Origin of the sequence: Nonomuraea turcica (genome assembly GCF_030718205.1) — a bacterium.
GTDB lineage: Bacteria > Actinomycetota > Actinomycetes > Streptosporangiales > Streptosporangiaceae > Nonomuraea.
Window position 1 is genome coordinate 1 of record NZ_JAUZQF010000011.1, and the last position, 24,142, is coordinate 24,142.

Consider the following 24,142-nt stretch of genomic DNA (forward strand, 5'->3'; position numbering starts at 1 on the left):
GCCAGGATGACGCGCTGCTGGACATCTACCGCAAGCTGCGGCCGGGTGAGCCGCCGACCAAGGAGTCGGCGCAGACTCTGCTGGAGAATCTCTACTTCAATCCCAAGCGGTACGACCTGGCCAAGGTGGGCCGCTACAAGATCAACAAGAAGCTGGGCGTCGACTCGGAGATCACCCACGGCACGCTGACCGAAGACGACATCGTCGCGATGATCGAATACATCGTGCGCCTGCACGCCGGCGAGGCTTCGATGGGTGAGGTCGTCGTGGAGATCGACGACATCGACCACTTCGGCAACCGCCGCATCCGCAGCGTCGGCGAGCTCATCCAGAACCAGGTCCGCCTGGGCCTGGCCCGTATGGAGCGCGTCGTCCGTGAGCGCATGACCACGCAGGACGTCGAGGCGATCACGCCGCAGACCCTGATCAACATCCGCCCGGTCGTGGCGTCAATGAAGGAGTTCTTCGGCACCTCACAGCTGTCGCAGTTCATGGACCAGACCAACCCGCTGGCCGGCCTGACGCACAAGCGGCGCCTGAACGCGCTCGGCCCCGGTGGACTGTCCCGTGAGCGGGCGGGCATGGAGGTCCGTGACGTGCACCCGTCCCACTACGGCCGGATGTGCCCGATCGAGACCCCCGAAGGCCCGAACATCGGCCTCATCGGCTACCTCGCGTGCTTCGGGCGCCTCAACCCCTTCGGCTTCGTCGAGACCCCATACCGCAAGGTCGTCGACGGCAAGGTGACCGCCCAGGTCGACTACCTCACCGCCGACGAGGAGGACCGCTACATCATCGCCCAGGCGAACTCCGCGCTGACGGAGGACGGCAGCTTCGCCGAAAACCGGGTGCTCGTACGGCGCAAGGGTGGCGAGTTCGAGCACATCCGCTCGGGCGACGTGCACTACATGGACGTGTCGCCGCGCCAGATGGTGTCGGTGGCCACCGCGATGATCCCGTTCCTCGAGCACGACGACGCCAACCGTGCGTTGATGGGCGCGAACATGCAGCGGCAGTCGGTGCCGCTGCTCAAGAGCGAGGCGCCGCTGGTCGGCACGGGCATGGAATACCGTGCCGCGACCGACGCCGGTGACGTCATCAGCGCCGAGAAGGCGGGCGTGGTGGAGGAGGTCTCGGCCGACTACATCACCGTGATGAACGACGACGGCACCCGCACCACCTACCGGGTGGCCAAGTTCAAGCGCTCCAACCAGGGCACGAGCTTCAACCAGAAGCCCATCGTCGCCGAGGGCGACCGGGTGGAGGTCAACCAGGTCATCGCCGACGGCCCGTGCACCGACAAGGGCGAGATGGCGCTGGGCAAGAACCTGCTGGTGGCGTTCATGCCGTGGGAGGGCCACAACTACGAAGACGCCATCATCTTGTCTCAGCGGCTGGTCCAGGACGACGTGCTGTCCTCGATCCACATCGAGGAGCACGAGGTCGACGCCCGGGACACCAAGCTGGGCCCGGAGGAGATCACCCGGGACATCCCGAACGTGTCGGAGGAGGTCCTGGCCGACCTCGACGAGCGCGGCATCATCCGGATCGGCGCCGAGGTCGTGCCCGGCGACATCCTGGTCGGCAAGGTCACCCCGAAGGGTGAGACCGAGCTGACCCCGGAAGAGCGGCTGCTGCGCGCGATCTTCGGTGAGAAGGCGCGTGAGGTCCGCGACACCTCACTCAAGGTGCCGCACGGTGAGCAGGGCAAGGTCATCGGGGTGCGGGTGTTCTCCCGTGAGGAGGGCGACGAGCTGCCCCCGGGGGTGAACGAGCTGGTGCGCGTGTATGTGGCGCAGAAGCGTAAGATCACCGACGGTGACAAGCTGGCCGGCCGGCACGGCAACAAGGGCGTCATCTCCAAGATCCTGCCGGTCGAGGACATGCCGTTCCTGGAGGACGGCACCCCGGTCGACATCATCCTCAACCCGCTGGGCGTGCCCGGCCGGATGAACGTCGGTCAGGTGCTGGAGACCCACCTGGGGTGGATCGCCGCCCGCGGCTGGGACATCTCGGGCATCCAGGAGGCCTGGGCCGAGCGGCTGCGTGACAAGGGCTTCGAGAAGGTCGCCCCGCGCACCAACGTCGCCACCCCGGTCTTCGACGGCGCCAACGAAGAAGAGATCATCGGGCTGCTCGACAGCACTGTCCCCAACCGTGACGGGGATCGGCTGGTGGAGCGCAGTGGCAAGGCCCAACTGTTCGACGGCCGCAGCGGTGAGCCGTTCCCCTATCCCATCGCGGTCGGCTACATCTACATCCTCAAGCTGCTGCACCTGGTCGACGACAAGATTCACGCTCGGTCGACCGGCCCCTACTCCATGATCACCCAGCAGCCGCTCGGCGGTAAGGCGCAGTTCGGTGGCCAGCGCTTCGGTGAGATGGAGGTGTGGGCGCTGGAGGCGTACGGCGCCGCCTACGCCCTGCAGGAGCAGCTGACCATCAAGTCCGACGACGTCCATGGCCGCGTGAAGGTCTACGAGGCCATCGTCAAGGGCGAGAACATCCCCGAGCCCGGTATTCCGGAGTCTTTCAAGGTGCTCATCAAGGAAATGCAGTCGCTGTGCCTGAACGTCGAGGTGCTCTCCAGCGACGGCATGTCCATCGAGATGCGCGACACCGACGAGGACGTCTTCCGCGCCGCGGAGGAGCTCGGCATCGATCTGTCCCGGCGTGAGCCGAGCAGTGTGGAAGAAGTCTGAGCGCGTTAGAGCTTCAGGCCGTCCCGGCCGGTACCCGACCGGCCGGGACGGCTGGGATTTAGGCCTGTTTTGAAGCACCGCGCATGTGCGCGACGCTGGCGGCGGGGCGGGCGGCGAGGTGACGGGCCTTGCCCCGCTGCGTGCACATGCCGGTCAGGATCTGGGTGAGCTGATCCGCGGTCAGGGTGCGCTCGGTGATGATCGAGCGGAGGTGGGTGGTGGAGCGGATCATTTCCCGCGAGCGGTGTCGCGCCCGCTGCGCCACTTGGCGGCATGCGGCAGCACGAACAAGTACAGACCAGTGAACAGGAGCAGGGCGAGCGGGAGCAGTGGCACGTAGGACACCCAGACGACAGGCTCCTCCTGTATCAGGGCGATGGTGGTGACGATGACGGTCACCGTGAAGGCAATGGCCAGCCAGCGGTGTATCTGCCGAACCCACTTGTTCCCGTTCATTGAGGACCTCCTTTGAAGGCGCGCGACCCCAGGTCCCAGTGAGCCACCGGGTGGGGACGTTCAGCCGGTTGTAGACGTTGGTGATGGTCGACGGCAGCACCCAGACCTTTGTCGTGGGTGAGCCGATGCTCGGTGTGGCGATCGAGGCTGAGACGCGGGAGCGCTGATCGGCACTCGCCGGGCGGGTCAGCGAAGCTCCTGGATGCGTACCTGGTTGCCCGCGGGATCGCGGAAGGCGCAGTCGCGAACGCCCCACGGCTGCTCGGTCGGCTCCTGGATGACGTCGGCGTCGGTGGCCTGCAGCTTCTCGAAGGTGCCGTCGAGGTCCCGGGTGGCCAGCAGGATCCAGCCGTAGGTGCCCTTGGCCATCATCTCGGTGATGGTGCGGCGCTCGTCGTCGGTGATGCCGGGATCGACGGCCGGGGGCGCCAGGAGGATGGACGTGCCGGGCTGGCCGACAGGGCCGACGGTGATCCAGCGCATCGCGCCCTGTCCGACGTCGGTGCGAACTTCGAAGCCGAGGGTGTCGCGGTAGAAGGCCAGGGAGGCGTCCGGGTCCTCGTGCGGGAGGACGGTCGTGTGAATGGTGATGTCCATGGCCGTCACGTTAGCTGCGGCCCGCTGACCAGCGCTTCTCGATTCCTGATCGGTCTGGTCACCTGGCTCACCACTCGTCGTGGGCTGTCCGTACCGGCAAGACGCCCGACCAGGCCACCGCCTCTGAGGAGAGCCGCACCTGACAGACATCCGTTCACGGATCAGCCGCTCAAGCGCCGGCGCAGCAGGCAGAACTCGTTGCCCTCCGGTCGGCCAGGACGTACCAGGATTCCTCGCCCGTCTGACCCACGTCGGCGGGCTTGGCGCCGACAGCCAGCAGGCGCTCGAGCTCTTCATCCTGGTCACGATCGGTGGGGTTCACGTCGATATGCAGCGGCAGCTTGCCGGCCTTCGGCTGGTCGGTCGGACTGAAGACGATCGTCGGCTGGAGTCCGCCGAAGCCTTCGTCCTCAGGACCGATCTCGACGCTGTTCTCGACCCGATCGAGGACGACGTAGCCAAGCACGTCACACCAGAACGCGGCAAGGAGTTCAGGGTCTCGACTGTCGATCACCAGTTCACTGATACGGCATGCCATGCGGTTGCCGGTACCCGCCTCGGAGCTCGCCCATGCGCGCGCCGAGCCGATGGCAACCGGCCGCGAAGTCCGTGAGGGTGCGGGAGAACAGCCCCGGGTGCTCGAGGTTCCACAGGTGGCCGGCGTCGGGCACCAGGCGCAGCTCCGCGCCGGGGACGGCGGCGGCGATCCGCCTGGCGTGGGCGATGTTGGGCCTGTCCTTCTCGCCGCTCAGCACCAGGGTCGGCACGCCGATCTCGCCCAGCCGGGGCAGCAGGTCGAGGTGACCCAGCTCGCGCAGCCCGGCCAGCAGGGTCCGCTTGCCGGCCCGGCGCAGGTCGTCCACGGCGGTGGCCACGTACTCAGGGCGGCCGCCCGAATACATGCCCTTGAACATCCCGGCCAGCACGTCGGCGGGCAGCAGACCCATGATGGCCCGCTGCACCGCGTCCGTCCTGGCCGGCTTGGCGGAGGCTCCGGAGACGACCAGCCCGGCCAGCCGTTCCTGGACGGCCAGTGCCGTCAGCAGGGCGACGGTGCCGCCGCCGGAGATGCCGACCAGGTGTACGGGCTCGGGCTGCGCGATGATCACCTCACTGATGGCGGCGGTGGCGCGGTCAAGGGTCAGCGGGCCGGGGGTGTCGCCGTGGCCGGGCAGTTCGGGGGCGATGATCCGGTGTTCGGCGCCGAGGGCGTCGATCTGGGGTTGCCAGGCGCGGGGCCCCGATCCGAAAGCATGGATCAGTACGAAGGCTGACATGGCTTCTCCAAGTCTTGAGGTGCGGAAATATGCTGACCGGTGCCGGACATGGTGCGCCTGCGGATCGGGCCCGCGATGAGGAGCGCGCCCAAGGCCGAGAGCGCGCCGACGAGGCCGATGACGTTCCACAACATCTGCGGCCCCAGCGGGAGCAGCGCGGTGCCGAGCACCGGCGCGACGACCGCGCCCGCCGCCCAGCACATGCCGGAGACGCCGGCGTAGGTGCCCTGCTGTTCCGGAGGTGCGAGTGCCGCCACGATCGTGGGCAGGGTGCCTGCGATGACGATCTCCCCGGCGGTCCAGACCGCCACCGTGAGCGCGAGCCCGCGCACGTCGTGCACGAGCGCGGTGAGTGCGAAACCCGCCGCCACGAGTGCGGTGCCGGTGGCCAGGACGCGGCAGGGATCCCGCCGCGCCAGCCACGCTCCGGTCAGCGGCTGAACGGCAATGATCAGGATGCCGTTGAGCGCCATGGCCAGGCCGAAGTGCGTACGGCTGACGCCCTGCCCGGCCATGGCCAGCGGAAGGGTGGTGAACGCCTGGGCGTACAGCACGCCGTAGGCCATGGTCACGGCGCAGACGGCGAGCATCAGCCGGTCCCGCCGTACCGCTTGCAGGCCGGCGGCCGGCGCGGGTCCCGCGCTGGGGCGGGACTCCGGCACGGTACGCCACACCACGGCGGCGAAGGCCACCGCGACGGCCGCGTTCACGCCGAAGATCGCATGCGTGCCCTGATCGGCGAGCCGGCCGCCCACGACCATCGCGACGGAATAGCCGAGGTTCACTGCCCAGAAGAGCAGCCCGTACGCCCTCGGGCGCAGCGCGTACGGGACGAGGTCGGCCACCATCGCCTGCGAGGCCGGACGGTACGACTCGATGGTCAGCCCGAGCAGGAACGCGGTCGCCGCCACGACGGGGAACCCGCTCGCGGCGCCGAGGCCGGCCATCGCGGCGGAGGCGGCGAGCATGCCGCCGGTGAGCGTGATCCGGCGGCCGAACCGGTCGGCCAGCCAGCCGGCGAGCACATGGGACAGCAGCGAGCCGGCGCCGAAGGCCGTCATGACGGCGCCGGCCTGCGGGAGCGTGAAGCCCTGGACCTGGACCAGGTACACCGACAGGAACGGCTGCACGATCGCGCCGGTGCGGTTGATGACGGTGCCGAGCCAGAGCATCCAGAACGGGCGCGGTAACGACAGCGGGCCCGGGGGTTCCGGGGACGTCCGCGAGGTGAGGACTGCCATGGCGTTCATGGTTGACCCGGGGACCTGGAACCCCTAAATGTTTAATCCGTGGCTGAATCCTCGTCATCCTCGTTCGCCGAGTTCGACTTCACCTCTGTCGATCTCGCCAGGGTGAGGTTCGCCTTCTCGCCGGTGTCGGAGGCGGTCGCGAGCCTGCGCGTGTTGCAGGACCCCAGTCGGCAGGCGATGCATCTGCCGTGGATCCGGGCGGTCCGTCCCCGGCTCGCCGGGCTGGATCTGCGGCTGCTGTTCGCGCTGGTCCCGCTCGGCCCGTACTTCGCCGACTTCCTGACGCCCCCGCCCGCCACCCCGTTGCCGGACATCGCCGCCGAACTGGAGCTGGTCGGCGCGGCCGACCTGGACGAGGCCGTCTCCGAGGCCCGGCGGCTTCCCGGCGCCGACAGCCCGGTCGTGCGGGAGTTCCTCGACGACCCGGCGGCCGGTGTCGCGCGGGCGGTCGCCGAGCTGCGCTTGTACTGGGACGCGGCGATGGACAGATTCTGGCCGCAGATCCGCGGGCTGTTCGAGTCGGAGGTGCTGCGCCGTTCCCGGCAGCTGGCACGTGACGGCGCCGGTTCGATGTTCAACGACCTACACGAGAACATCACCTGGAGCGCGGGCCGCCTTCGCGTGCGGACCCGTGCTTGGCGGCGCAGCGGGCCGATCAGCGGCGACGGCATGATCCTGATCCCGAGCGTCTTCCACTGGCCGGACACGACCGTGATGGCCGAGCCGTACCAGCCGAACCTGGTCTATCCCGTGCCCGGCGTCGGCACGATCTGGTCGCAAGGGGCCGTGCCCACCCCCGATGCGCTGGACGCCCTCATCGGACGAACCCGCGCCCGGATCCTCGTCACTCTCAGCGACGCGGCCACGACGACCATCCTGGCGCGGCGGCTGGCGATGGCGCCCGGCGCGGTCAGCCAGCACCTGGCGGTGCTGCGACGGAGCGGGCTGATCACGCGACGCCGCAGCGGTCGCGAGGTCTTCTATGAACGATCCCAGCTGGGCGACACGCTCTGCGCCGCCTCCTGAGACCCACCTTCGCATTCCTATCGGTGCTCCCGGAACTCCGGGTCGAACTCCCTTAGACGCCCCTCGGAGAAACGCAAATGACGGGCAAGGGGCTCGAGCGCAAGAATGCGTCCCATGTCTCAGGCGATACTGCGAACCGACCGCATCAAGCTTGTTCCACTGTCCGACGAGCACCTCGAGCACGAGATCGAACTCGACGCTGACCCTGAGGTCATGCGTTACCTCGGTAACGGCCGTGCTCGTAGCCGTGAGGAAGTTGAGGTCCTCCACCGCCGGCGGCTTGCGGTCGCGAGCCGCGTTGCGGGACTTGGCTTCTGGGTCGGTTTCGTAGACGGACAGTTCGTTGGCTGGTGGATCCTGGAAACACCGGAGCGCATCGACCAAGGCCCGGTTGAAGGACAGGCTGAACTCGGATACCGGCTCCTGCGTCACCGCTGGCGCCAGGGATTGGCCAGTGAGGGAGCCCGTGAGCTCATTCGGCACGGGTTCGAAGATCTCGAACTGACCCGCATCTTCGCCGAAACCATGGCAGTCAACACCGCCTCCCGCGCGACGATGGCCGCACTTGGCATGCAGCACATCCGTACGTTCCACATGGATTGGGAAGAACCGCTCCCAGGCAGCCATCTTGGTGACGTCGAGTACGCGATTACTCGGGAGCAATGGCTCGCTCACCGAGCGACCAATACTTGAGGGCTCGTCAAAAGACCTCGCTGGTTTCCGCGTTACCGTCAGCTGGCCGGTGTGATGGTTCATGTCGGTGGCGGTGAGGGGAAGGAACGCGTGCGTGACCCTAACCGGTCCGTACACCTTGGTGTCGTAGACGGAACCGTACGGCGTCGGTCACGGACTCGTCCGAGGTCACGTCCAGGGGGACTCACCAGAGAGTCCTCGGAGGCCGGCACATCCCCGTGCTTGCCGGGGTTGGCGTGGAGCGTCTTCTCAGCCGAGGCCAGGGCGTCGAACAGTGCCAGGGCCTCCTCGCGCGGCACCCGTTCGTCGTCCCACTGCATCAGGAACTGCACGGGAACGGTGACCCCGGCGGCGGCCTCGGCCGAGGCCAACGACGTCCCGTTCAGCCCCAGCACCGCCGCGCGGATCCGCGGTTCGGCGGCGACCAGCGGAATGCCGAGAGCGCAGCCCAGCGACATGCCCAGTAACCCACTGGGCCCAGGTCCCCGAGCGCGTCCAGGACCGAGCGCCATTCCGGGACGGTCTGGGCGGCCAGCAGCGTGTGGAGCTCGGCCAGCAGCGGGACCGGGTCGCCCGCGTCCGCCATGCGGGCCTGCATCTCGGTGATGATCCGGTCGTGTTCGGCGGTCTTGGGCCGGTCGCCGTGAGCCGGGGCGTCGATGGCCGCCGCCGCGAAACCGCACTCGGCCGCCAGCCGGAGGGCGCGGCCCACGACACCAGGAGCCTGCTTGTGCTGTCCGCCGCCGTGTCCGATGAGGATCAGGGCACAGGGTTCAGCGTCTGCCGGCGTCCACAGCACGCCGGGGATCTCACCGAGAGTGAAGGATCGTTCGGTGACGCCGTCGGTCGACGCCTGCGAGGTGGCGCTGCTTCTGCGAATCCGGCAATGAAGGAGGAACGACTAGAGGTGTTCTGCGGGGATCGCTTCGTATTCCTTGCGGAGAGTCTCGAAGATCGGATGGTCTGCGGGCAGAGCGACGTCGTCGATGACGCTTATGGGGCGCACGCCGATCGCGGCGTTGGTTGCGAAGGCGGCCTGCATCCTCGGGATGTCGTCGACGTGGATGAGGGCGGTGCTCGTCCGGTCGTGGACCTGCTGGAGCAGCCGCATAGTGATTCCGTCCAAGATGTCGCCGCTCGGCCAGACGACCCGTTCTCCGTCGTAGAAGCCGACGTTCCAGGTCGTCCCTTCCGCAACGAGGGACGCCTGGTCGATGAGCAGCGCGTCATCGAATCCGTCGAGCTGAGCCGTTCGGCGGTTACGCAGCACGCCGAACAGGCCCACGTTCTTCACCTGCGGTAGATCACGCTGGTACCTGACCGTCTGAACACGCATCGGAGACAGCGGGAGGGCACCCGCCGGCCGAGTGGTGACCAGGATTCGAGGGTGCGCCGTAGCCCCTGGATGGCTCAGCTCCAGGTCGGGGTCGAAGACGGTGACTCGCACGACGATCGAGCCGTCCACGTCTTCTACTGCTTGCCGAACGTACTCACGCACCCGTTCGCGGTCCAGGTGAGCTGCGAAGATGAGGCGACAGTCGCGATCAAGTCGCTCCAAATGGTGTGTAAGGCCACGGATGCGCCCATTTTCCATACGCATCGTGGTGAAGTGGCCGTAGTTGACGAACCCCAGGGCTAGCAGTGTGTCGGGAGTGACAGGTGCCCCATCGAGTAGCGCCATGGCGCGAGTATGACACGGCCGCGAACGCCTGAAGCGTTCGGCCCCAGCCGGCGGCCGCGAGCGCGCCACCGCCTGGCGTGGAGCGGCGGTCCGATACGTGGGCGGAGGAGTCTACGCCTGGCACCGCATGTGGGCGGCGATCCTCTGCGCACACACCAGGGCCTCGGTATGTGTGGTGTCCACCTCCACGTCATAGACCACACCCTGGTGGACCAGCTCCGCCTGCGACACCGCCATTCCCCGGACCCGGTCCCCCCGGGCGACCTCGCGGCCCGCTGCGACCGAGCTCTCACACCGTACGCCGACCCACAGCACGTCCAGCCCGGCAAAAACCTTCTGCCATCGCTGCTGGGACCCTGCTCCACCGAGGAAGACGTCATCCACGATCACCCGCGCGCCCGCCCGGGCCGTTGCGGCGATGCCCTCCATCCACGCCGCTTGCAGCGCCATGAACTCCGGACCGACATTCACCCCACCGTCCGGCGCGAACTCGATCCCGGCAGCTGATGCCTGCATGGAGGCGGGCATTGCGTCGATCAGTGCGTCGACACCGAAGGCAAGCCATGGATCCGGCAGGACGGCCTGGAGACAGCGGGCGATTCCCGACTTTCCCGAACTGGAGCCGCCATTCAGAACGATCACCTGAGTCACCGGCCCACACTAGAAGCCCGTGCCCAGGATCCGAAAATGCTTTTCCAGCGGGCGTCGAGCGGATCAGTCACGCTCCTGAGAAATCAGTGTGCGAAGCTCCTTTTGCGCATAGAAGGCGGACCCGGTCAGGAGAAGCAGCCCTGACAGCACGCCGCTCAAACGTTGCTGCGGGGCATTCATCAGGCGCTGACCTTCAACTGATGGACGCGCTGCTTGGACAGCCCCATGACACGTGCGGTGTCGGGCTCCGACCAGTGGCTCGTGAGTGCCTTTGCGACCGTGACGGCCAGCTCCGCGGCACGCTGGCGTGAGCCTCGGCCAGCTCCTTCTCATGGTGGTATTCGGCTACCAAACCGGCCACGTCCTCTGGTAGGTCGAACACAAAGTCCACGCCGGGAGGGGCTTCAGGCCAAGCCCAGGCGTGGATCTCCGCCAGATCACGCTCCATCTGCGACAAGGAGCTCGCCACGCCGACGCCCTCGGTCTCCCCTGTCGGGCAACGAGACACCCAGCGCCCGTTCTCGTAGGTGATGACATAGGTGATCGTCTTGCTCATGGGCCCATCCTTTCGGTGACCGCCTCGAGGCGTTTGAGTGCTTCACGAAATAGTTCGGGGTCACGGTCCGGGTTGGCAGCCGCACCTACAGCGGCCACTATCGCTGAGTTCCGGTCCGGCTGAGCCCCGTGTGGAGCCTCTGGCGTCAGCACATGGGGCAGTCGCTCGCGCACACGCCTTCACGAGGGTCGGGCCTGCAGCGCTGCGGCGAGTGTGCCCAGCACCGCCCGGCTCAGCTCGTACGGGTCCACGCCCTCGTTCTGATCGGCCAGCGGGCCATCACGCCAGAGCACCGCGAGCCCGTGCACTGCCGCCCAGCCCAGCACGACCAGGTGCAGCGTGTCCGGCCGGGTGCTCCACCCTTCCTGCTGAGCTTGGACGATCAGCTCGGTCATCGTGTCCTTGGTGGCCTGGGCTCCGGCCTTCAGCGCCGGGTCGTCGCGGTGGTGCAGCTCGGGCCGCCACATCACCTCGAACAGGCCTGGCCGCTCCCGCGCGAACCCGATGTACACCATCCCCAGCTCCTGGATCCGCTCGGCGGCAGGCGCCGCGCCCAGGCGCGACAGCGCGCCCCGCATCCGCGTCCCCAGCTCCGCGAACCCCTCCACCGCCAAGGCGGTGAACAGCCCCCGCTTGTCCTGGAAGTGGTAGGCCGGGGCCGCATGACTCACCCCGGCCCGCTTGGCGATCGACCGCAGGCTCACCTGCGCGAACCCCTGGCCGGCCACCTCCTCTTCGGCCACCTCCAGCAAGGTGGCCCTCAGATCGCCCTCGAAGTAGGTCGGGTTACGCATTTCCGCAGCATGACGCCCGAGCTTGTCACTGTCAATCTGATGTGCCTATGCTGAGCTTGTCACTGTCAAGCTCAGCTCATGGCGAGGCGGGCCCGCATGTCACACCCCTTCGACGACCTACGCCCCCACCGCCACCTCCGCCTGACCACATACCGCGCCTCAGGCGAGGCGGTGCCGACCCCCGTCTGGTTCGTCTGCCACGACGGCGCCCTCTACATCAAGACCGGCGCCCACACCGGCAAGGTCAGACGGGTCCAGCGCAACCCCCAGGTCACCGTCGCCCCCTCCACCTCGCGCGGCACTCCCCGAGGGGCCGATCTCCCGGCGCTGGCCGAGGACGTCGGCCAAAAGGTCCCCGCCGCGGTGCATGCGGCATTCCTCCGCCGTTACGGCATCCTGCAACGCCTCCGCGACTTCCTGGTCGGACGCCGGCGCATCACCCCGACGTTCCTGAAAGTCACCCCGGCCGATGGCGGCTCGGATCCGTTCCCCGTCAGAAGTACCTCGGGGTGAGGTCCGTGGTGGGCCAGGTCCTCACGGTGCCGATCGCCTGGCCGAGGATGGGGTCGATCGCGTCGAAGTCGGGCGCCCCTTCCTCCTCCCTGCGGTTGAAGATCGCGCAGTAGCTGACGCCGTTCTGCACCCGGGCGAGGAAACTGAACGTGCCGGGCATACTGCCGTTGTGCCAGGTGTTCAGCCCTCCGGCGTTGTTGTTGCGCACGTTCCAGCCGAGGCCGTACCACGAGCCGCCGGCGGTCACGCCGGTCTCGGGCTTGGCGAACGTCCGGGAGATCGACGTGGCGTTGAGCACGGGACCGGCGCCGTTGAAGACGAAACCCCACTTGACCATGTCGACGGCCGACGCGAGCCAGCCGCCGTTGGCGTCCTGGTTGGGCATATTGAAGCCGCCGTACGGGAACGGCACGACGGTGCCCGACTGGTCCACGACGCTCTTGTTGGTGTACTGCGACTCGTAGGCGACCTCGGTGGAGAAGGCCCCGGAGCGGAGGCTGCGGCCGAGCCGCGGCCGGGTGATCCCGACCGGGGCGAGCAGCTTCTGCCGCACGTACGACTCGTAGCTCATGCCCGAGACCTTCTCGATGACCCGGCCGGCCAGCATGTAGCCGTAGTTGCTGTAGACGTACTTCGTGCCGGGGTCGAAGTCGAGCTTCCGCGCGGTGACGTACTTCATGATGTCGGCGTGGTCGATCGGCAGGGGCACGTCCAGCGACGCGGAGATCGTGTGGTCGATCCACAGCGGGTCCTTCGACACGCTCCTGTCCCAGCCGGCGGTGTGCTGGAGCAGTCGCCACAGGGTGACGTTCGCCAGCCGGGGGTCGGCCGCGGTCGACAGTCCCAGCAGGGAGGCGACCTTCGTCCCCAAAGTCACCTTGCCGTCCTGGACCAGCCGGACGATCGCGGCCGCGGTGAGGCTCTTGCTCAGGCTCGCGACCCGGAACAGGGACGTGGGCTGCACCCGCACGATGGGGGCGCCGGGCTTGGAGTAGTGCCCGTAGCCGCGCGCGAGCAGGATCTTGCCGTTCTTGGCGACCGCGAGCTGGGCGCAGGAAATGTCCCGCTCCGTGATGAACGTCTTCATCGCCTTGTCGAAACCGGCCAGCGCGCTCGGCACAACGCCCGTGGTCAGCGGCTCGCCAGAGTCGGCCTGTACGGGACCCGCGCCGAGCGCGATCGCCGGCACGGCGCCCGCACTTGCCTGGAGAAGCCGTCGCCGGCTGAGCATCGCCACTTTGCCCCCTATGGTCACAAAAACCTCAACAGGCGTCTTTACTACCACAGTCAGGACAAGCAGGTGATCTCGACCGGCTCGTGCAGGTCGATCAGCTGGTCACCGAACGCCTCCAGGCGTGCCTCACCAAAGGGTGACTCCTGGCGAGGCCACCGGCCGGGGCCGCGCACATGTGCTCGTGATGGTCACCGCCGCCCCGGAGTGCGCCGAGGCCAGCAGCGACTCCATGATGTCGAGCACGTGGAAGGCCAGCGTCCCGCCCGCGCGCGGCTCCTCGCCCACCGGGGTGGCGGCGAAGTCGGCCAGGCCCACGCCGCGCCCGGCCTCGAGGTAGCCGGCCGCCACGGGCAGGTCGCGCCAGCCGTCATCGCCGATGCTCAACACCTGGACGAGGCCGTCGAAGTGGTTGGGGTTGGGGACGACGAGCGAGCCTTTCTCGCCGTGCACTTCGATGTGGGGCGCTTTGGTCGTCGCCGCGTCGAAGCTCATCACCAAGGTGGACAGCGCTCCCGAGGCGTGGACGAGCACTCCGGTGACGTGGGTGTCGACGGTGACCGGGATCTCCTCGCCGCGACGGGGGCCCGAGCCGATCGTGCGCTTGGCGCGGGTGCGGCTTGCGGCGCCGATGACCGTCGTCACCGGTCCGAGCATGGTCACCAGGCTCGTGATGTAGTAGGGGCCCATGTCGAGGAGGGGGCCGCCGCCGGGGACGTAGTAGAAGTCGGGGTTCGGGTGCCAGCGCTCGTGGCCGGGTGTCACCATCATCGCGGTCGCCGCGACCGGTCTGCCGATCAGGCCGTCGTCGATGGCCTTGCGCGCCGTCTGCGTGCCCGTCCCTAACACCGTGTCCGGGGCGCAGCCGACCCGTACCTGGGCGGTGTCGGCCGCCTGCAGGATCCGCCCGGCCTCCGCGGCCGTCGCGGCGAGGGGCTTCTCGCAGTAGACGTGCTTGCCCGCGGCGATCGCGGCGAGCGCGATCTCGGCATGGGCGGCGGGAACGGTGAGGTTCAGTACGACGTCCACCCGCGGATCCGCCATCAGCTCCGCCACGCTCAGCACGTCGACGCCCGCGTAGGGCCGCACCGCCTCCCGCGCCCGGTCGGGGTCCAGATCGGCCACGGCCACCAGCCGCAGCTGCGGCAACCGGTCGATGGTCTGGAAGTATTGGGCCGAGATGGCCCCGCATCCGACGACGCCCACGTTCATCGGCTGGCCCACAACATTCCCCTCTCGATGATCGTGCGTACGCTGTCGTTCCGCAGGACGTCGAGGCTGTGCCCCGGAGTGGTGACGAAGATCCGCCCGCTGCCCCAGCGCCGGGTCCAGATCGCCGGCGAGGTGACCTCCCGGTGCCAGGGGTCCCAGGGGCGGATCTTCTGAGTCGTCGTCGCCAGCACGTCGATGTAGTCGTCCGTCAGCACCCAGTATTGCTCGGTGACCAGGTCGAAGTCGCCGATGCCCGCGGTGATGGGATGCTCGCTCGCCTCGGGGAGCATGTTCACGGTGTACGGCACGAAGTTGTCGGCCTGCGATCCTTCCCGCTCGGCCGGGTCCTTGCCCGGATGACAGGCGAACTGGCCGCCGATGAGGTGCAGGTAGTCCGAAGAGTTGCGGTAGGAGTCGGCGATGCCGCCGTGCCAGCCCGCCATTCCCGTGCCGGCCCGGATCGCCGCCTCCAGCCCGCGCAGTTCCTCCGGCTTGATCGTGCCCATGGTGTAGCACTGCACGATGAGGTCGACGCCGGACATGAACGCGGAGTCCGCGTACAGTGCCGGCGAGTCGGCCCGATGCACGTCGTACCCGTGCTTTTCGAGGAAGGGGACGAAGAGGTCGGTGGCCTCCACCGGGGCGTGCCCTTCCCAGCCGCCCCGCACCACGAGAGCCTTGCGGCCCCTGTCGTCTGTCATGCTGTCGCCCATCGATCGCTCATGAGTCATCGGGTCCGATCGTCGCATCTCCGGCCGAGGCTATCCAAAGCGGGGCATACTCCCCGGAAAATCGGTCGCCGGAGCGTTGGAACAGAGATACGGTCGCCGGGTGCCCGATGCGATCTTTGCGCACCACCGCCTCGCACCCGTCTACGACGCCTTCGACGGAGAGCGCGACGACCTGCCGGCCTATCTCGCCATCGCCGATGAGTTGGGCGCGGACCGGGTGCTGGATGTCGGCTGCGGCACCGGATCCCTGGCGGTCCTGCTCGCCGGGACCGGCCACACCGTCGTGGGTGTCGACCCGGCGGAGGCCTCGCTGCAGGTCGCGAGGTCGAAGGACAAGGCCGCGGCGGTCACCTGGATCCATGGCGACGCCACGACAGTCCCGACGCTCCATGCCGATCTGGCGGTGATGACCGGAAATGTGGCGCAGGTGTTCCTCACCGACGACGAGTGGTCGGCAACCCTCCGGGGCATCCACGCCGCTCTTCGCCCCGGGGGGCATCTGGTGTTCGAGACCAGGCGCCCGGAACGCCGGGCCTGGGAGGAATGGGCTGCCGACACCGCTCCCTTCGTCCTTGATGTTCCTGGGATCGGGCCGGTGGAGCGGCGTCTTGAGGTCGTCGAGGTGCGTCTTCCGCTCGTCTACTTCCGCTACGCCTACAGGTTCGTGGCGGACGGCGCGGTGGTGACCTCCGACTCGACCCTCCGGTTCCGGAGCCGCGACGAGGTGGAATCCAGCCTGGGCGACCACGGCTACCGAACGCTCGACGTGCGCGAAGCCCCCGATCGCCCGGGTCGCGAGTTCGTGTTCATAGCCGAGCGCACGACCTGAGCCGAACCAGCGGGCCGCCCGGATCGAGCCACCCGCCGGGCGGCTCGATCCGGGTGCACGATCGTCGGGTCAGCCGCAGTTCATGAACTTGCCCCGCCTGGCTGAGGCGATCCCGAAGTCCTTGCGGGTGTCGGTGGTGTGGCCCTCGAAGTCCACGCAGTAACCCTTGCCGTAACCGATGGCGGCGGCGTAGTGGCCGTACTTCCTCTTGGTGAGAGTGCCCGGGTCCCGATAGGCGCCGCCGCCCTCCACGTGGAGAATCGCCTGCGTGTACGTCGGCGTCCCGGCGTACGTGGTCTTGATCACCGTGACGCAGTTCTTCTGCAGGCCACGGTTCCACATCAGGTAGACATACCCCCAGGTGGATCGCCCGTTCTTCAGCGCCCTCTTGTTGTCCTTCACGTGCGTCCATCCACCACGCCCCGATTCCTTGGCGCACGCGCGTTCGGGGGTGTAGGGAGCGGCGGCCATGGCAGGGGCGGGGTGGGCGAGGACCGTACCGGCGGCGAACAGGGTGGCCGCGGCAAGGACCTTCGCTGACTTGCGCATGCGTTCATCCTTCTCAAGGCGGCCGGCCGGGGAGCCTGACCGCGGTCATGACAGCAGGTTGGCATGATCGCCAATTGTGGTCATGCTCTCACGGACAAGAACCAGATGTGACTGGTTTCGGCCGACAACGACCTATATTTCGGTCCTTCCGCTTCGCAGGTAGGCCGCCACGCGGTGCTTGCCGCCGTACTCGGCCCAGCCGAGCGGGGTCGCGTCGTACTGGGTGTCCTTGATCGTCGGGTCGGCGCCCAGCTCGATCAGCGTCCTGGCCGTCTCGACGTCGTCGTTCCAGGCCGCCTCGTGCAGCGGAGTGCTGCGGTGCCGGTGGTTCACGTCGAAGCCGAGACCGGCGAGCAGCCGCACCGCCGCGGGCTTGCGCTGCCCGGCCGCGGTGTTGATCAGCTGCGGGGATCGGGCAAGCGCTCGCGCCGCCGGTTCCGGGCCGAGGGCGGCCACCGCGTCGGCGTCGGCGCGCATGCAGGCGGCGGTGAACGCGTCCCTCTCATCCAGCACCGTCGAGGCGCCTGCCGCGGCGAGGAGCTCCGCGACCTCGGTGTGCCCGTTCAGCAGGGCAAGCTCGTACGGGGTGCGTCCGCCGTACGCCGGATGCCCGCCGAGGCCGTCCACCTGCGCGCCGTGCGCGAGGAGCAGCCGGGTCCGTCGCGGGCCGCCCCGCAGGGCGGCGGTGGCGAGTTCGTCCCGCATCATCTGCTGCGCGGAGTGCAGGGTCGGGCCCAGCCGGGCGTGCCACGGCCCGCCTTCGCCGCGGCCCAGGCCGAACTCCAGCAGCAGCTCAAGGTGCGTGGTGTCGTCGGAGAACGAGCCGCCGAGGCCGCGGTTGTACAGGGTCTGGGCGTCGTTGGGGTCCGCGCCTGCCTCCAGCAGCAGTCTGGCCAGCGCCAGTCCCTGCGGATGCGGCGGCTGGTCGCCCTCTCCCCCGCCGAACGCGCCGGTGAGCGCGGTGAACGGCGAGGTCAGCCCGTCCCACAGGAATCCGGCGTTCGGATCGGCGCCGCTCTCGAGGAGGAGCCGGGCCGCCGCCACGGACCGGCCTGGCGTTTGGAGGCGCGCGTAGGTCAGATACAGCAGCGGCTCCCACCCGAAGGGGCCGCCCTGCGCCCGGGCGAGCCTGGGATCGCCGGCCAGCGCATCGGCCAGTGCGTCGGCCGAGCCGGTGGCCGCCATCGTGAAGACGTTGGCGGTGGGCAGCTGCGGGTGCCGGGTCAGCAGGTGGTCGGCCTCCCCGGTCCGGCCCGGGTAGTCCGAGCCATAGGTGAGGCAGGCGAGGCGCAGAAACTCCTCCGGCAGCTCCTCGCTCGGCGGAACCCGGTGCGGGGATCGGGAGTAGCGGTCGACGGTGCCCAGGTGCTCCTTCAGCCTGGGCCAGCTGCTGAAGCCGTACATGCGGGCGGTGACGAGCTGCGCGTCGGACAGCTTGAGCGTCTCCGGCGGCCGGGGGTGGAACTCGGTGACGAGCCCGAGCGCCTCGGGAACTCCCGCCTTCACGTACTGGAGGAGTGTTTTGGCCTGCTTGCGGAGCCGTTCGATGCTGGGGTTGTCGGGCAGGCGATGGATAGGCACGATGGCCTCCTTTCCGTCTGGCCTGGCGTCCGCATGATCAGGCCGGAAAAGAGGTCGGGCCGAGGTAGTGCGACGAGCATCAGGTGGGCTTCGCCCTTCCCGCGGACCGGTGGCGCCCTGGGCGCACGTTACCCAGCATACGCCGAACGGGTTTTGGTGGTATTCCCACAATTGGAGCCGCGTAGCGTTCACGGTTGCGACATGGCGCCGCCGGCCTTGCAGAGGGAAAGGTGGAGACTACTGGGGGGAGCGCCGTCTCGCGGCGTGCAGATGTTGTCTACAGGAGGGCTCGGTCGAGTGTTCAGTCGTGTCGCCATCGTCAACCGTGGTGAGGCCGCCATGCGGCTCATCCATGCCGTACGGGACCTCGCCGCGGAGACCGGGACACGAATCGAGACCGTCGCCCTGCACACCGACGTCGACCGCACGGCGACCTTCGTCCGGGAAGCGGACCTGTCCTACGATCTCGGTCCCGCCTCCGCGCGCCCCTACCTCGACCTGAAGGTGCTGGAGCGCGCCCTTGTGGAGACCGGGGCCGACGCCGCGTGGGTCGGCTGGGGCTTCGTCGCGGAGGACCCGGCGTTCGCGGAGCTGTGCGAGAAGATCGGGGTCACCTTCGTCGGACCGAGCCCGGAGGCCATGCGCAAGCTCGGCGACAAGATCGGCGCGAAGCTGATCGCCGAGGAGGTCGGCGTGCCGGTCGCGCCGTGGAGCCGCGGGGCGGTCGAGACCCTGGACGCCGCCCTGGCGGCGGCGGCCGAGATCGGCTACCCGCTGATGCTGAAGGCGACGGCGGGCGGCGGCGGGCGCGGCATCCGGGTGATCACGAACGACGCCGAGCTCGCCGACGCCTACGAGCGCACCAGCCAGGAGGCCGCACGGGCGTTCGGCAGCGGCATCGTGTTCCTGGAGCGCCTGGTCACCGGCGCGCGGCACGTCGAGGTCCAGGTGATCGCCGACGGCGAGGGCACCGCGTGGGCACTCGGCGTCCGCGACTGCTCGGTGCAGCGGCGCAACCAGAAGGTCATCGAGGAGTCGGCGTCGCCAGTGCTCAGCCCCGTGCAGACGGCCGAGCTCAAGGCGTCGGCCGAACGACTGGCCGTCGCCGTCGGTTACCGCGGCGCGGCGACCGTCGAGTTCCTCTACCACCCCGACGACAAGCTGTTCGCGTTCCTCGAGGTCAACACCCGCCTGCAGGTCGAGCATCCGATCACCGAGATCACCACCGGGTTCGACCTGGTCAAGGCGCAACTGCGGGTGGCCTCCGGCAGCAGGCTCGAAGGGGAGCCGCCGGTGGAGCGCGGGCACGCCATCGAGGCCCGGCTCAACGCCGAAGACCCCGACCGCGACTTCGCGCCCTCCCCGGGCCGCATCGCGCGGCTGGACCTGCCCGCCGGGCCGGGCATCCGCGTGGACACCGGCGTCAGCGAGGGCGACACCATCCCCGCCGACTTCGATTCGATGATCGCGAAGATCATCGCCTATGGCCGCGACCGCGACGAGGCTCTCGGCCGGCTGCGCCGGGCGATGGCGCAGACCACAGTGATCATCGAAGGCGGCGCGACGAACAAGAGCTTCGTGCTCGACCTGCTCGACCAGCCCGAGGTGATCGACGCCAGCGCGGACACCGGCTGGATCGACCGCGTCCGCGGCCAGGGCAGGCTCGTCTCGCACCGGCACTCCGCCGTCGCGCTGGCGGCCGCCGCCATCGAGGCGTACGAGGAGGAAGAACGCGTCGAGCGGCAGCGGCTGCTGTCCACGGCGTTCGGCGGACGCCCGCAGGTGCAGCACAAGAGCGGCCGGCCGCTGGACCTGAAGCTGCGGGGCGCCGGCTACCGCGTGCGCGTCGCCCGGGTCGGCGCGCACCGCTTCCGCGTCGGCATCGAAGCGGGCGGCGACGTCCGCACTGCCGACGTCGAGCTCGACCGCTTCGACCGGCACACCGGGCAGATCAGCGTCAACGGCACCCGCTACCGCCTGCTCACCGGCACGCACGGGCCGATCCACCTGGTCGAGGTGGACGGCGTGACGCACCGGGTCAGCCGCGACGAGGGCGGCGTCGTCCGCTCGCCCGCGCCCGCGCTGGTCGTCGCCATGCCGCTCGCGGTGGGCGCCGAGGTCGAGGCGGGCGCACCGGTGCTGGTGCTGGAGAGCATGAAGATGGAGACGGTGCTGCGGGCGCCGTTCAGGGCACGGCTGAAGGAATGTGCCGTGTCCGTGGGCACCCAGGTGGAGACCGGCGCACCGCTGCTGCGGCTGGAGCCGCTCGCCGACGACGCCGAAGCCGAGGACACCACGACCGCCGGGTCCGTCGAGCTCGACCTGCCCGCCGCGCCCGGCAGGATCTCGGCGCGCGAGCGCACCACGCGCGGCCACGAGGACCTGCGCAGCCTGCTGCTGGGCTTCGACGTCGACCCGCACGACGACCGCCGGGTGCTCGACGACTACCTCGCCGCGCGCAAGGAGGCCGGCAAGGACGGTCACCGGCCGCTGGCCGAGGAGCTCGCACTCATCGACGCGTTCGCCGACCTGGCCGAGCTGAGCCGCAACCGACCGGCGGGCGAGGACGGCGGCGGTGACGAGCACGTCCACAGCGCCCGCGAATACTTCCACACCTACCTGCAGAGCCTCGACGTCGAGCGGGCCGGGCTGCCGGAGTCGTTCCAGGCCAAGCTCGCCAAGGCGCTCGGCCACTACGGCGTCACCGAGCTGGAGCGCTCCCCCGAGCTCGAGGCCGCGGTGTTCCGGATCTTCCTCGCCCAGCAACGCGCGTCCGCCGACGCCGCGGTCGTCGCGACGTTGCTGCGCGCATGGCTGCGCGAGCCGCCGCCGGACGAGACGCTGCGCGAGCCCGCCGGCCTGGCGCTGGAGCGGCTGCTGTCCGCGACGCAGGTCCGTTTCCCCGTGGTCTCCGACCTCGCGCGCGGCGTGGTGTACGCCTGGTTCGCGCAGCCGCTGCTGCGCCGCAACCGCGCCCGCGTCTACGCCCGCGTCCGCAAGCACCTGCGCCACCTGGACGCGCACCCGGACGCGCCGGACCGCGCCGAGCGCATCGCCGAGATGGTACGCACCACCGAGCCGCTGGTGCGGCTGCTCGGCCAGCGGCTCACCCGCGACGACCTGGACAACGCGGTCATGCTGGAGGTGCTGACCCGGCGCTACTACGGCAACAAGGGTCTCACCGCCGTCCGCACCAGCGAGGTCGCGGGCTGCAGGTTCGTCATCGCCGAGCGCGCGGGCTCCTGCGTGGTCTCCTCCGCGGTGAGCTTCGAAGCACTCGGCGGCGCGCTGCGCGGGCTCGCGGGCCTGGCCGACGGCGAGGACGCCATCGACGCCGACATCTATCTCGCCTGGGAGCACCAGCCTGAGGACTCCGACGCGATGGCGGCCGCGCTGCACGAGGTCATCAGCGCGCACCCGCTGCCGCCCCAGATCCGCAGGCTCACCGCCACCATCGCGGGCAGCGGCGGCGCGGTCATGCACCACCACTTCACCTTCCGCCCGTCGGCCACCGGGATGACCGAGGAGCGGCTGATCCGCGGCCTACACCCGTACATCGCGCAGCGGATGCAGCTGGAGCGGCTCAACAAGTTCGACCTCACCCGGCTGCCGTCGTCGGACGAGGAGGTCTACCTCTTCCAGTGCGTGGCGCGGGACAACCCGTCCGACGACCGCCTCGTCGCGTTCGCGCAGTTGCGCGACCTGACCGAGCTGCGCGAGCACGACGGCAGGCTGGTCGCCCTGCCGGCGGCCGAGGACACCATCGCCACCTGCCTCGACTCGATCCGCCGCGCGCAGTCGCGGCGGCCGACGAACAAACGCTTCAACACCAACCGGATCGTGGTCTACGTCTGGCCGCCGAGCGACCTCACCCGCGCGGAGATGGAGATGATCGCCAGGCGCGTGCGGCCGACGACCGCGGGCGCCGGGCTGGAGGAGATCCTGTTCATCGCGCGGCAGCGCGACAGGACGACCGGCGAGCTCACCAAGATCGCGGTGCGGATCGCCTTCGACGCCACCGGCGGAGCCGAGCTGACCATCGGCGAGCCGTCGGACGAGCCGGTCGAGCCGCTCGACGACTACCGGCAGAAGGTGCTGCGCGCGAGCAGCCGCAACACGGTCTACCCCTACGAGCTGACCAGCCTGCTCGGCTACTTCGTCGAGCACGACCTCGACGACGACCACGTGCTGGTGCCGGTCGACCGGCCGAAGGGGCACAACACCGCGGCGCTCGTCGCGGGCGTGGTCACCACTCGGACCCGGCGGCACCCGCAGGGCCTCACCAGGGTCGTGCTGCTCGGCGACCCGACGAAGTCGCTCGGCGCGCTATCGGAGCCCGAATGCCGTCGCGTGATCGCCGCGCTGGACCTGGCCGAGCGTATGCAAGTGCCGCTGGAGTGGTACGCGCTGTCCGCCGGCGCACGGATCTCCATGACGTCGGGCACCGAGAACATGGACTGGGTGGCCGCTGCGCTCAAGCGGATCGTCGAGTTCACCCAGGACGGCGGCGAGATCAACATCGTGGTCGCGGGCATCAACGTCGGCGCGCAGCCTTACTGGAACGCCGAGGCGACGATGCTCATGCACACCAAGGGCATCCTGGTGATGACGCCCGACTCGGCGATGGTGCTCACCGGCAAGCAGTCGCTCGACTTCTCCGGCGGCGTGTCGGCCGAGGACAACTTCGGCATCGGCGGCTACGACCGGGTGATGGGCCCGAACGGCCAGGCACAATACTGGGCGCCGAACCTGACCGCCGCGCGCGACCTGCTGATGTCGTACTACGACCACACGTACGTCGCACCGGGCGAAGAAGGGCCGCGGCGGGCGACGACGACCGACCCCGTCGACCGCGACATCTCCGACTTCCCGCATGCGATGGCGGACAGCGACTTCACCACCGTCGGCGAGATCTTCTCCGCGACGGCCAACCCGGACCGCAAGAAGCCGTTCGACATCCGGACCGTGATGCGGGCGCTCTCCGACCAGGACCATCCGGTGCTGGAACGCTGGAGGGGCATGGCCGACGCGGAGACCGCAGTGGTGCAGGACGTGCATCTCGGCGGGATGCCGGTGTGCCTGCTCGGCATCGAGTCACGGGCGGTGCCGCGGCGCGGCTTCCCGCCCACCGACGGCCCGGACACCTACACCGCGGGCACGTTCTTCCCGCGCTCGTCGAAGAAGGCCGCGCGGGCGATCAACGCGGCCAGCGGCAACCGGCCGCTGGTGGTGCTGGCGAACCTTTCCGGCTTCGACGGCTCGCCGGAGTCGATGCGGAAGCTGCAGCTGGAGTACGGCGCCGAGATCGGCCGCGCGATCGTGAACTTCCGCGGGCCCATCGTGTTCTGCGTCATCTCGCGCTACCACGGCGGAGCGTTCGTGGTGTTCTCGAAGGCGCTCAACCCGAACATGACCGTGCTCGCGCTGGAAGGCTCGTTCGCGTCGGTGCTCGGCGGCGCCCCGGCCGCCGCGGTGGTGTTCGCCGGCGACGTCAACGCCCGCACCGCGGCCGACTCGCGGGTGGTGGACATGGAGGCCCGCGTCGCGGCCGCCTCCGGCGCCGACCGCGCCGCGTTGACCGCGGAGCTCGACGAGCTTCGCTCGTCGGTCCGCGCGGAGAAGCTCGGTGAGGTGGCGATGGAGTTCGATCGCGTGCACAACATCCAGCGCGCGGTCGAGGTCGGCTCCGTGGACGCCGTCATCCGGGCCGCCGAACTGCGCCCACGCATCATCGAGGCCATCGAGGGCCGCCTGCGCCGACCGTGACGCGCGAGTGGCGGACGGCCGCACGGAACGCAGCGCAGGCCCCGGAT

The 24,142-nt window shown here is 69.3% G+C and carries 21 protein-coding genes and 1 pseudogene; 6 read left to right on the forward strand and 16 right to left on the reverse strand.

Going from position 1 to position 24,142, the window contains the following annotated elements; translation table 11 throughout:
• A partial coding sequence (gene rpoB, locus Q9G87_RS27240; RefSeq protein ID WP_305919326.1) for a DNA-directed RNA polymerase subunit beta occupies positions 1-2,702 on the forward strand: 2,702 nt, incomplete at its 5' end.
• A gap of 58 nt (positions 2,703-2,760) precedes the next feature.
• On the opposite strand, the gene Q9G87_RS27245 is transcribed toward rpoB, so the two are convergent.
• The 6 genes and pseudogenes from Q9G87_RS27245 to Q9G87_RS27270 all read right to left on the reverse strand — a co-directional run bounded on the left by Q9G87_RS27245 (position 2,761) and on the right by Q9G87_RS27270 (position 6,273).
• The gene (locus tag Q9G87_RS27245; RefSeq protein WP_305919327.1) at positions 2,761-2,934 is read right to left on the reverse strand and encodes a hypothetical protein; all 174 of its coding nucleotides are present in this window, start codon (positions 2,932-2,934) and stop codon (positions 2,761-2,763) included.
• The gene (locus Q9G87_RS27250) at positions 2,931-3,158 is read right to left on the reverse strand and encodes a hypothetical protein (RefSeq protein ID WP_305919328.1); all 228 of its coding nucleotides are present in this window, start codon (positions 3,156-3,158) and stop codon (positions 2,931-2,933) included. Before Q9G87_RS27250 ends, Q9G87_RS27245 begins: the two co-directional genes overlap by 4 nt.
• 186 nt (positions 3,159-3,344) lie before the next feature.
• Positions 3,345-3,755 carry a VOC family protein gene (locus Q9G87_RS27255; protein WP_305919329.1) on the reverse strand — a complete coding sequence of 137 codons (411 nt, stop codon included), beginning with the start codon at positions 3,753-3,755 and terminating at the stop codon, positions 3,345-3,347.
• 161 nt (positions 3,756-3,916) lie between these two features.
• A pseudogene (locus tag Q9G87_RS27260) lies at positions 3,917-4,293 on the reverse strand (VOC family protein).
• Entirely contained in the window at positions 4,274-5,032 is a 759-nt protein-coding gene (locus Q9G87_RS27265) for an alpha/beta fold hydrolase (RefSeq protein ID WP_305919330.1), read from the reverse strand. The pseudogene Q9G87_RS27260 and the gene Q9G87_RS27265 overlap by 20 nt, the downstream one beginning before the upstream one ends.
• Positions 5,014-6,273: an MDR family MFS transporter gene (locus tag Q9G87_RS27270; RefSeq protein ID WP_305919331.1), complete on the reverse strand. Its 1,260-nt coding sequence runs from the start codon at positions 6,271-6,273 to the stop codon at positions 5,014-5,016. Before Q9G87_RS27270 ends, Q9G87_RS27265 begins: the two co-directional genes overlap by 19 nt.
• A gap of 48 nt (positions 6,274-6,321) precedes the next feature.
• On the opposite strand from Q9G87_RS27270, the gene Q9G87_RS27275 reads away from it, so the two are divergent.
• Positions 6,322-7,308 (forward strand): ArsR/SmtB family transcription factor, encoded by a 987-nt coding sequence (locus Q9G87_RS27275; protein ID WP_305919332.1) that lies wholly within the window; start codon positions 6,322-6,324, stop codon positions 7,306-7,308.
• Positions 7,309-7,422: 114 nt separating this feature from the next.
• Positions 7,423-8,001 carry a GNAT family N-acetyltransferase gene (locus tag Q9G87_RS27280; protein WP_305919333.1) on the forward strand — a complete coding sequence of 193 codons (579 nt, stop codon included), beginning with the start codon at positions 7,423-7,425 and terminating at the stop codon, positions 7,999-8,001.
• A 382-nt stretch (positions 8,002-8,383) separates the two neighbouring features.
• Here the strand turns inward: Q9G87_RS27280 and Q9G87_RS27285 are convergent, their stop codons facing one another.
• The 5 genes from Q9G87_RS27285 to Q9G87_RS27305 form a co-directional block, all read right to left on the reverse strand.
• A complete protein-coding gene (locus Q9G87_RS27285) occupies positions 8,384-8,713 on the reverse strand; it encodes a hypothetical protein (RefSeq protein ID WP_305919334.1) in 330 nt (109 codons plus the stop codon).
• A gap of 189 nt (positions 8,714-8,902) precedes the next feature.
• Complete coding sequence (locus tag Q9G87_RS27290; protein WP_305919335.1) at positions 8,903-9,682, reverse strand: aminotransferase class IV family protein; 780 nt, start codon at positions 9,680-9,682, stop codon at positions 8,903-8,905.
• Positions 9,683-9,793: 111 nt separating this feature from the next.
• A complete protein-coding gene (cpt, locus tag Q9G87_RS27295; protein ID WP_305919336.1) occupies positions 9,794-10,333 on the reverse strand; it encodes a chloramphenicol phosphotransferase CPT in 540 nt (179 codons plus the stop codon).
• A gap of 193 nt (positions 10,334-10,526) precedes the next feature.
• On the reverse strand, positions 10,527-10,889 hold the full coding sequence (locus Q9G87_RS27300; RefSeq protein ID WP_305919337.1) for a hypothetical protein: 363 nt from the start codon (positions 10,887-10,889) through the stop codon (positions 10,527-10,529).
• 179 nt (positions 10,890-11,068) lie between these two features.
• Positions 11,069-11,683 carry a TetR/AcrR family transcriptional regulator gene (locus Q9G87_RS27305; protein ID WP_305919338.1) on the reverse strand — a complete coding sequence of 205 codons (615 nt, stop codon included), beginning with the start codon at positions 11,681-11,683 and terminating at the stop codon, positions 11,069-11,071.
• A gap of 78 nt (positions 11,684-11,761) precedes the next feature.
• Between Q9G87_RS27305 and Q9G87_RS27310 the strand changes: the two genes are divergently transcribed.
• Entirely contained in the window at positions 11,762-12,196 is a 435-nt protein-coding gene (locus tag Q9G87_RS27310; protein WP_305919339.1) for a PPOX class F420-dependent oxidoreductase, read from the forward strand.
• Here the strand turns inward: Q9G87_RS27310 and Q9G87_RS27315 are convergent.
• The 3 genes from Q9G87_RS27315 to Q9G87_RS27325 form a co-directional block, all read right to left on the reverse strand.
• On the reverse strand, positions 12,177-13,427 hold the full coding sequence (locus Q9G87_RS27315; protein ID WP_305919707.1) for a serine hydrolase domain-containing protein: 1,251 nt from the start codon (positions 13,425-13,427) through the stop codon (positions 12,177-12,179). The genes Q9G87_RS27310 and Q9G87_RS27315 overlap by 20 nt on opposite strands.
• A gap of 129 nt (positions 13,428-13,556) precedes the next feature.
• Positions 13,557-14,651: a Gfo/Idh/MocA family protein gene (locus Q9G87_RS27320; RefSeq protein ID WP_305919340.1), complete on the reverse strand. Its 1,095-nt coding sequence runs from the start codon at positions 14,649-14,651 to the stop codon at positions 13,557-13,559.
• Entirely contained in the window at positions 14,636-15,340 is a 705-nt protein-coding gene (locus Q9G87_RS27325; RefSeq protein ID WP_305919341.1) for a ThuA domain-containing protein, read from the reverse strand. Before Q9G87_RS27325 ends, Q9G87_RS27320 begins: the two co-directional genes overlap by 16 nt.
• A 130-nt stretch (positions 15,341-15,470) precedes the next feature.
• Between Q9G87_RS27325 and Q9G87_RS27330 the strand changes: the two genes are divergently transcribed.
• Entirely contained in the window at positions 15,471-16,199 is a 729-nt protein-coding gene (locus Q9G87_RS27330; protein WP_305919342.1) for a class I SAM-dependent methyltransferase, read from the forward strand.
• Between the two features lie 69 nt (positions 16,200-16,268).
• On the opposite strand, the gene Q9G87_RS27335 is transcribed toward Q9G87_RS27330, so the two are convergent.
• Both Q9G87_RS27335 and Q9G87_RS27340 read right to left on the reverse strand, forming a co-directional pair.
• On the reverse strand, positions 16,269-16,748 hold the full coding sequence (locus tag Q9G87_RS27335) for a hypothetical protein (protein WP_305919343.1): 480 nt from the start codon (positions 16,746-16,748) through the stop codon (positions 16,269-16,271).
• Between the two features lie 132 nt (positions 16,749-16,880).
• Positions 16,881-18,329, reverse strand: a complete 1,449-nt coding sequence (locus Q9G87_RS27340) for an ankyrin repeat domain-containing protein (RefSeq protein ID WP_305919344.1) — start codon at positions 18,327-18,329, stop codon at positions 16,881-16,883.
• Positions 18,330-18,626: 297 nt separating this feature from the next.
• On the opposite strand from Q9G87_RS27340, the gene Q9G87_RS27345 reads away from it, so the two are divergent.
• Positions 18,627-24,095 carry an ATP-binding protein gene (locus Q9G87_RS27345; protein ID WP_305919345.1) on the forward strand — a complete coding sequence of 1,823 codons (5,469 nt, stop codon included), beginning with the start codon at positions 18,627-18,629 and terminating at the stop codon, positions 24,093-24,095.
• Positions 24,096-24,142 lie beyond the last annotated feature (47 nt).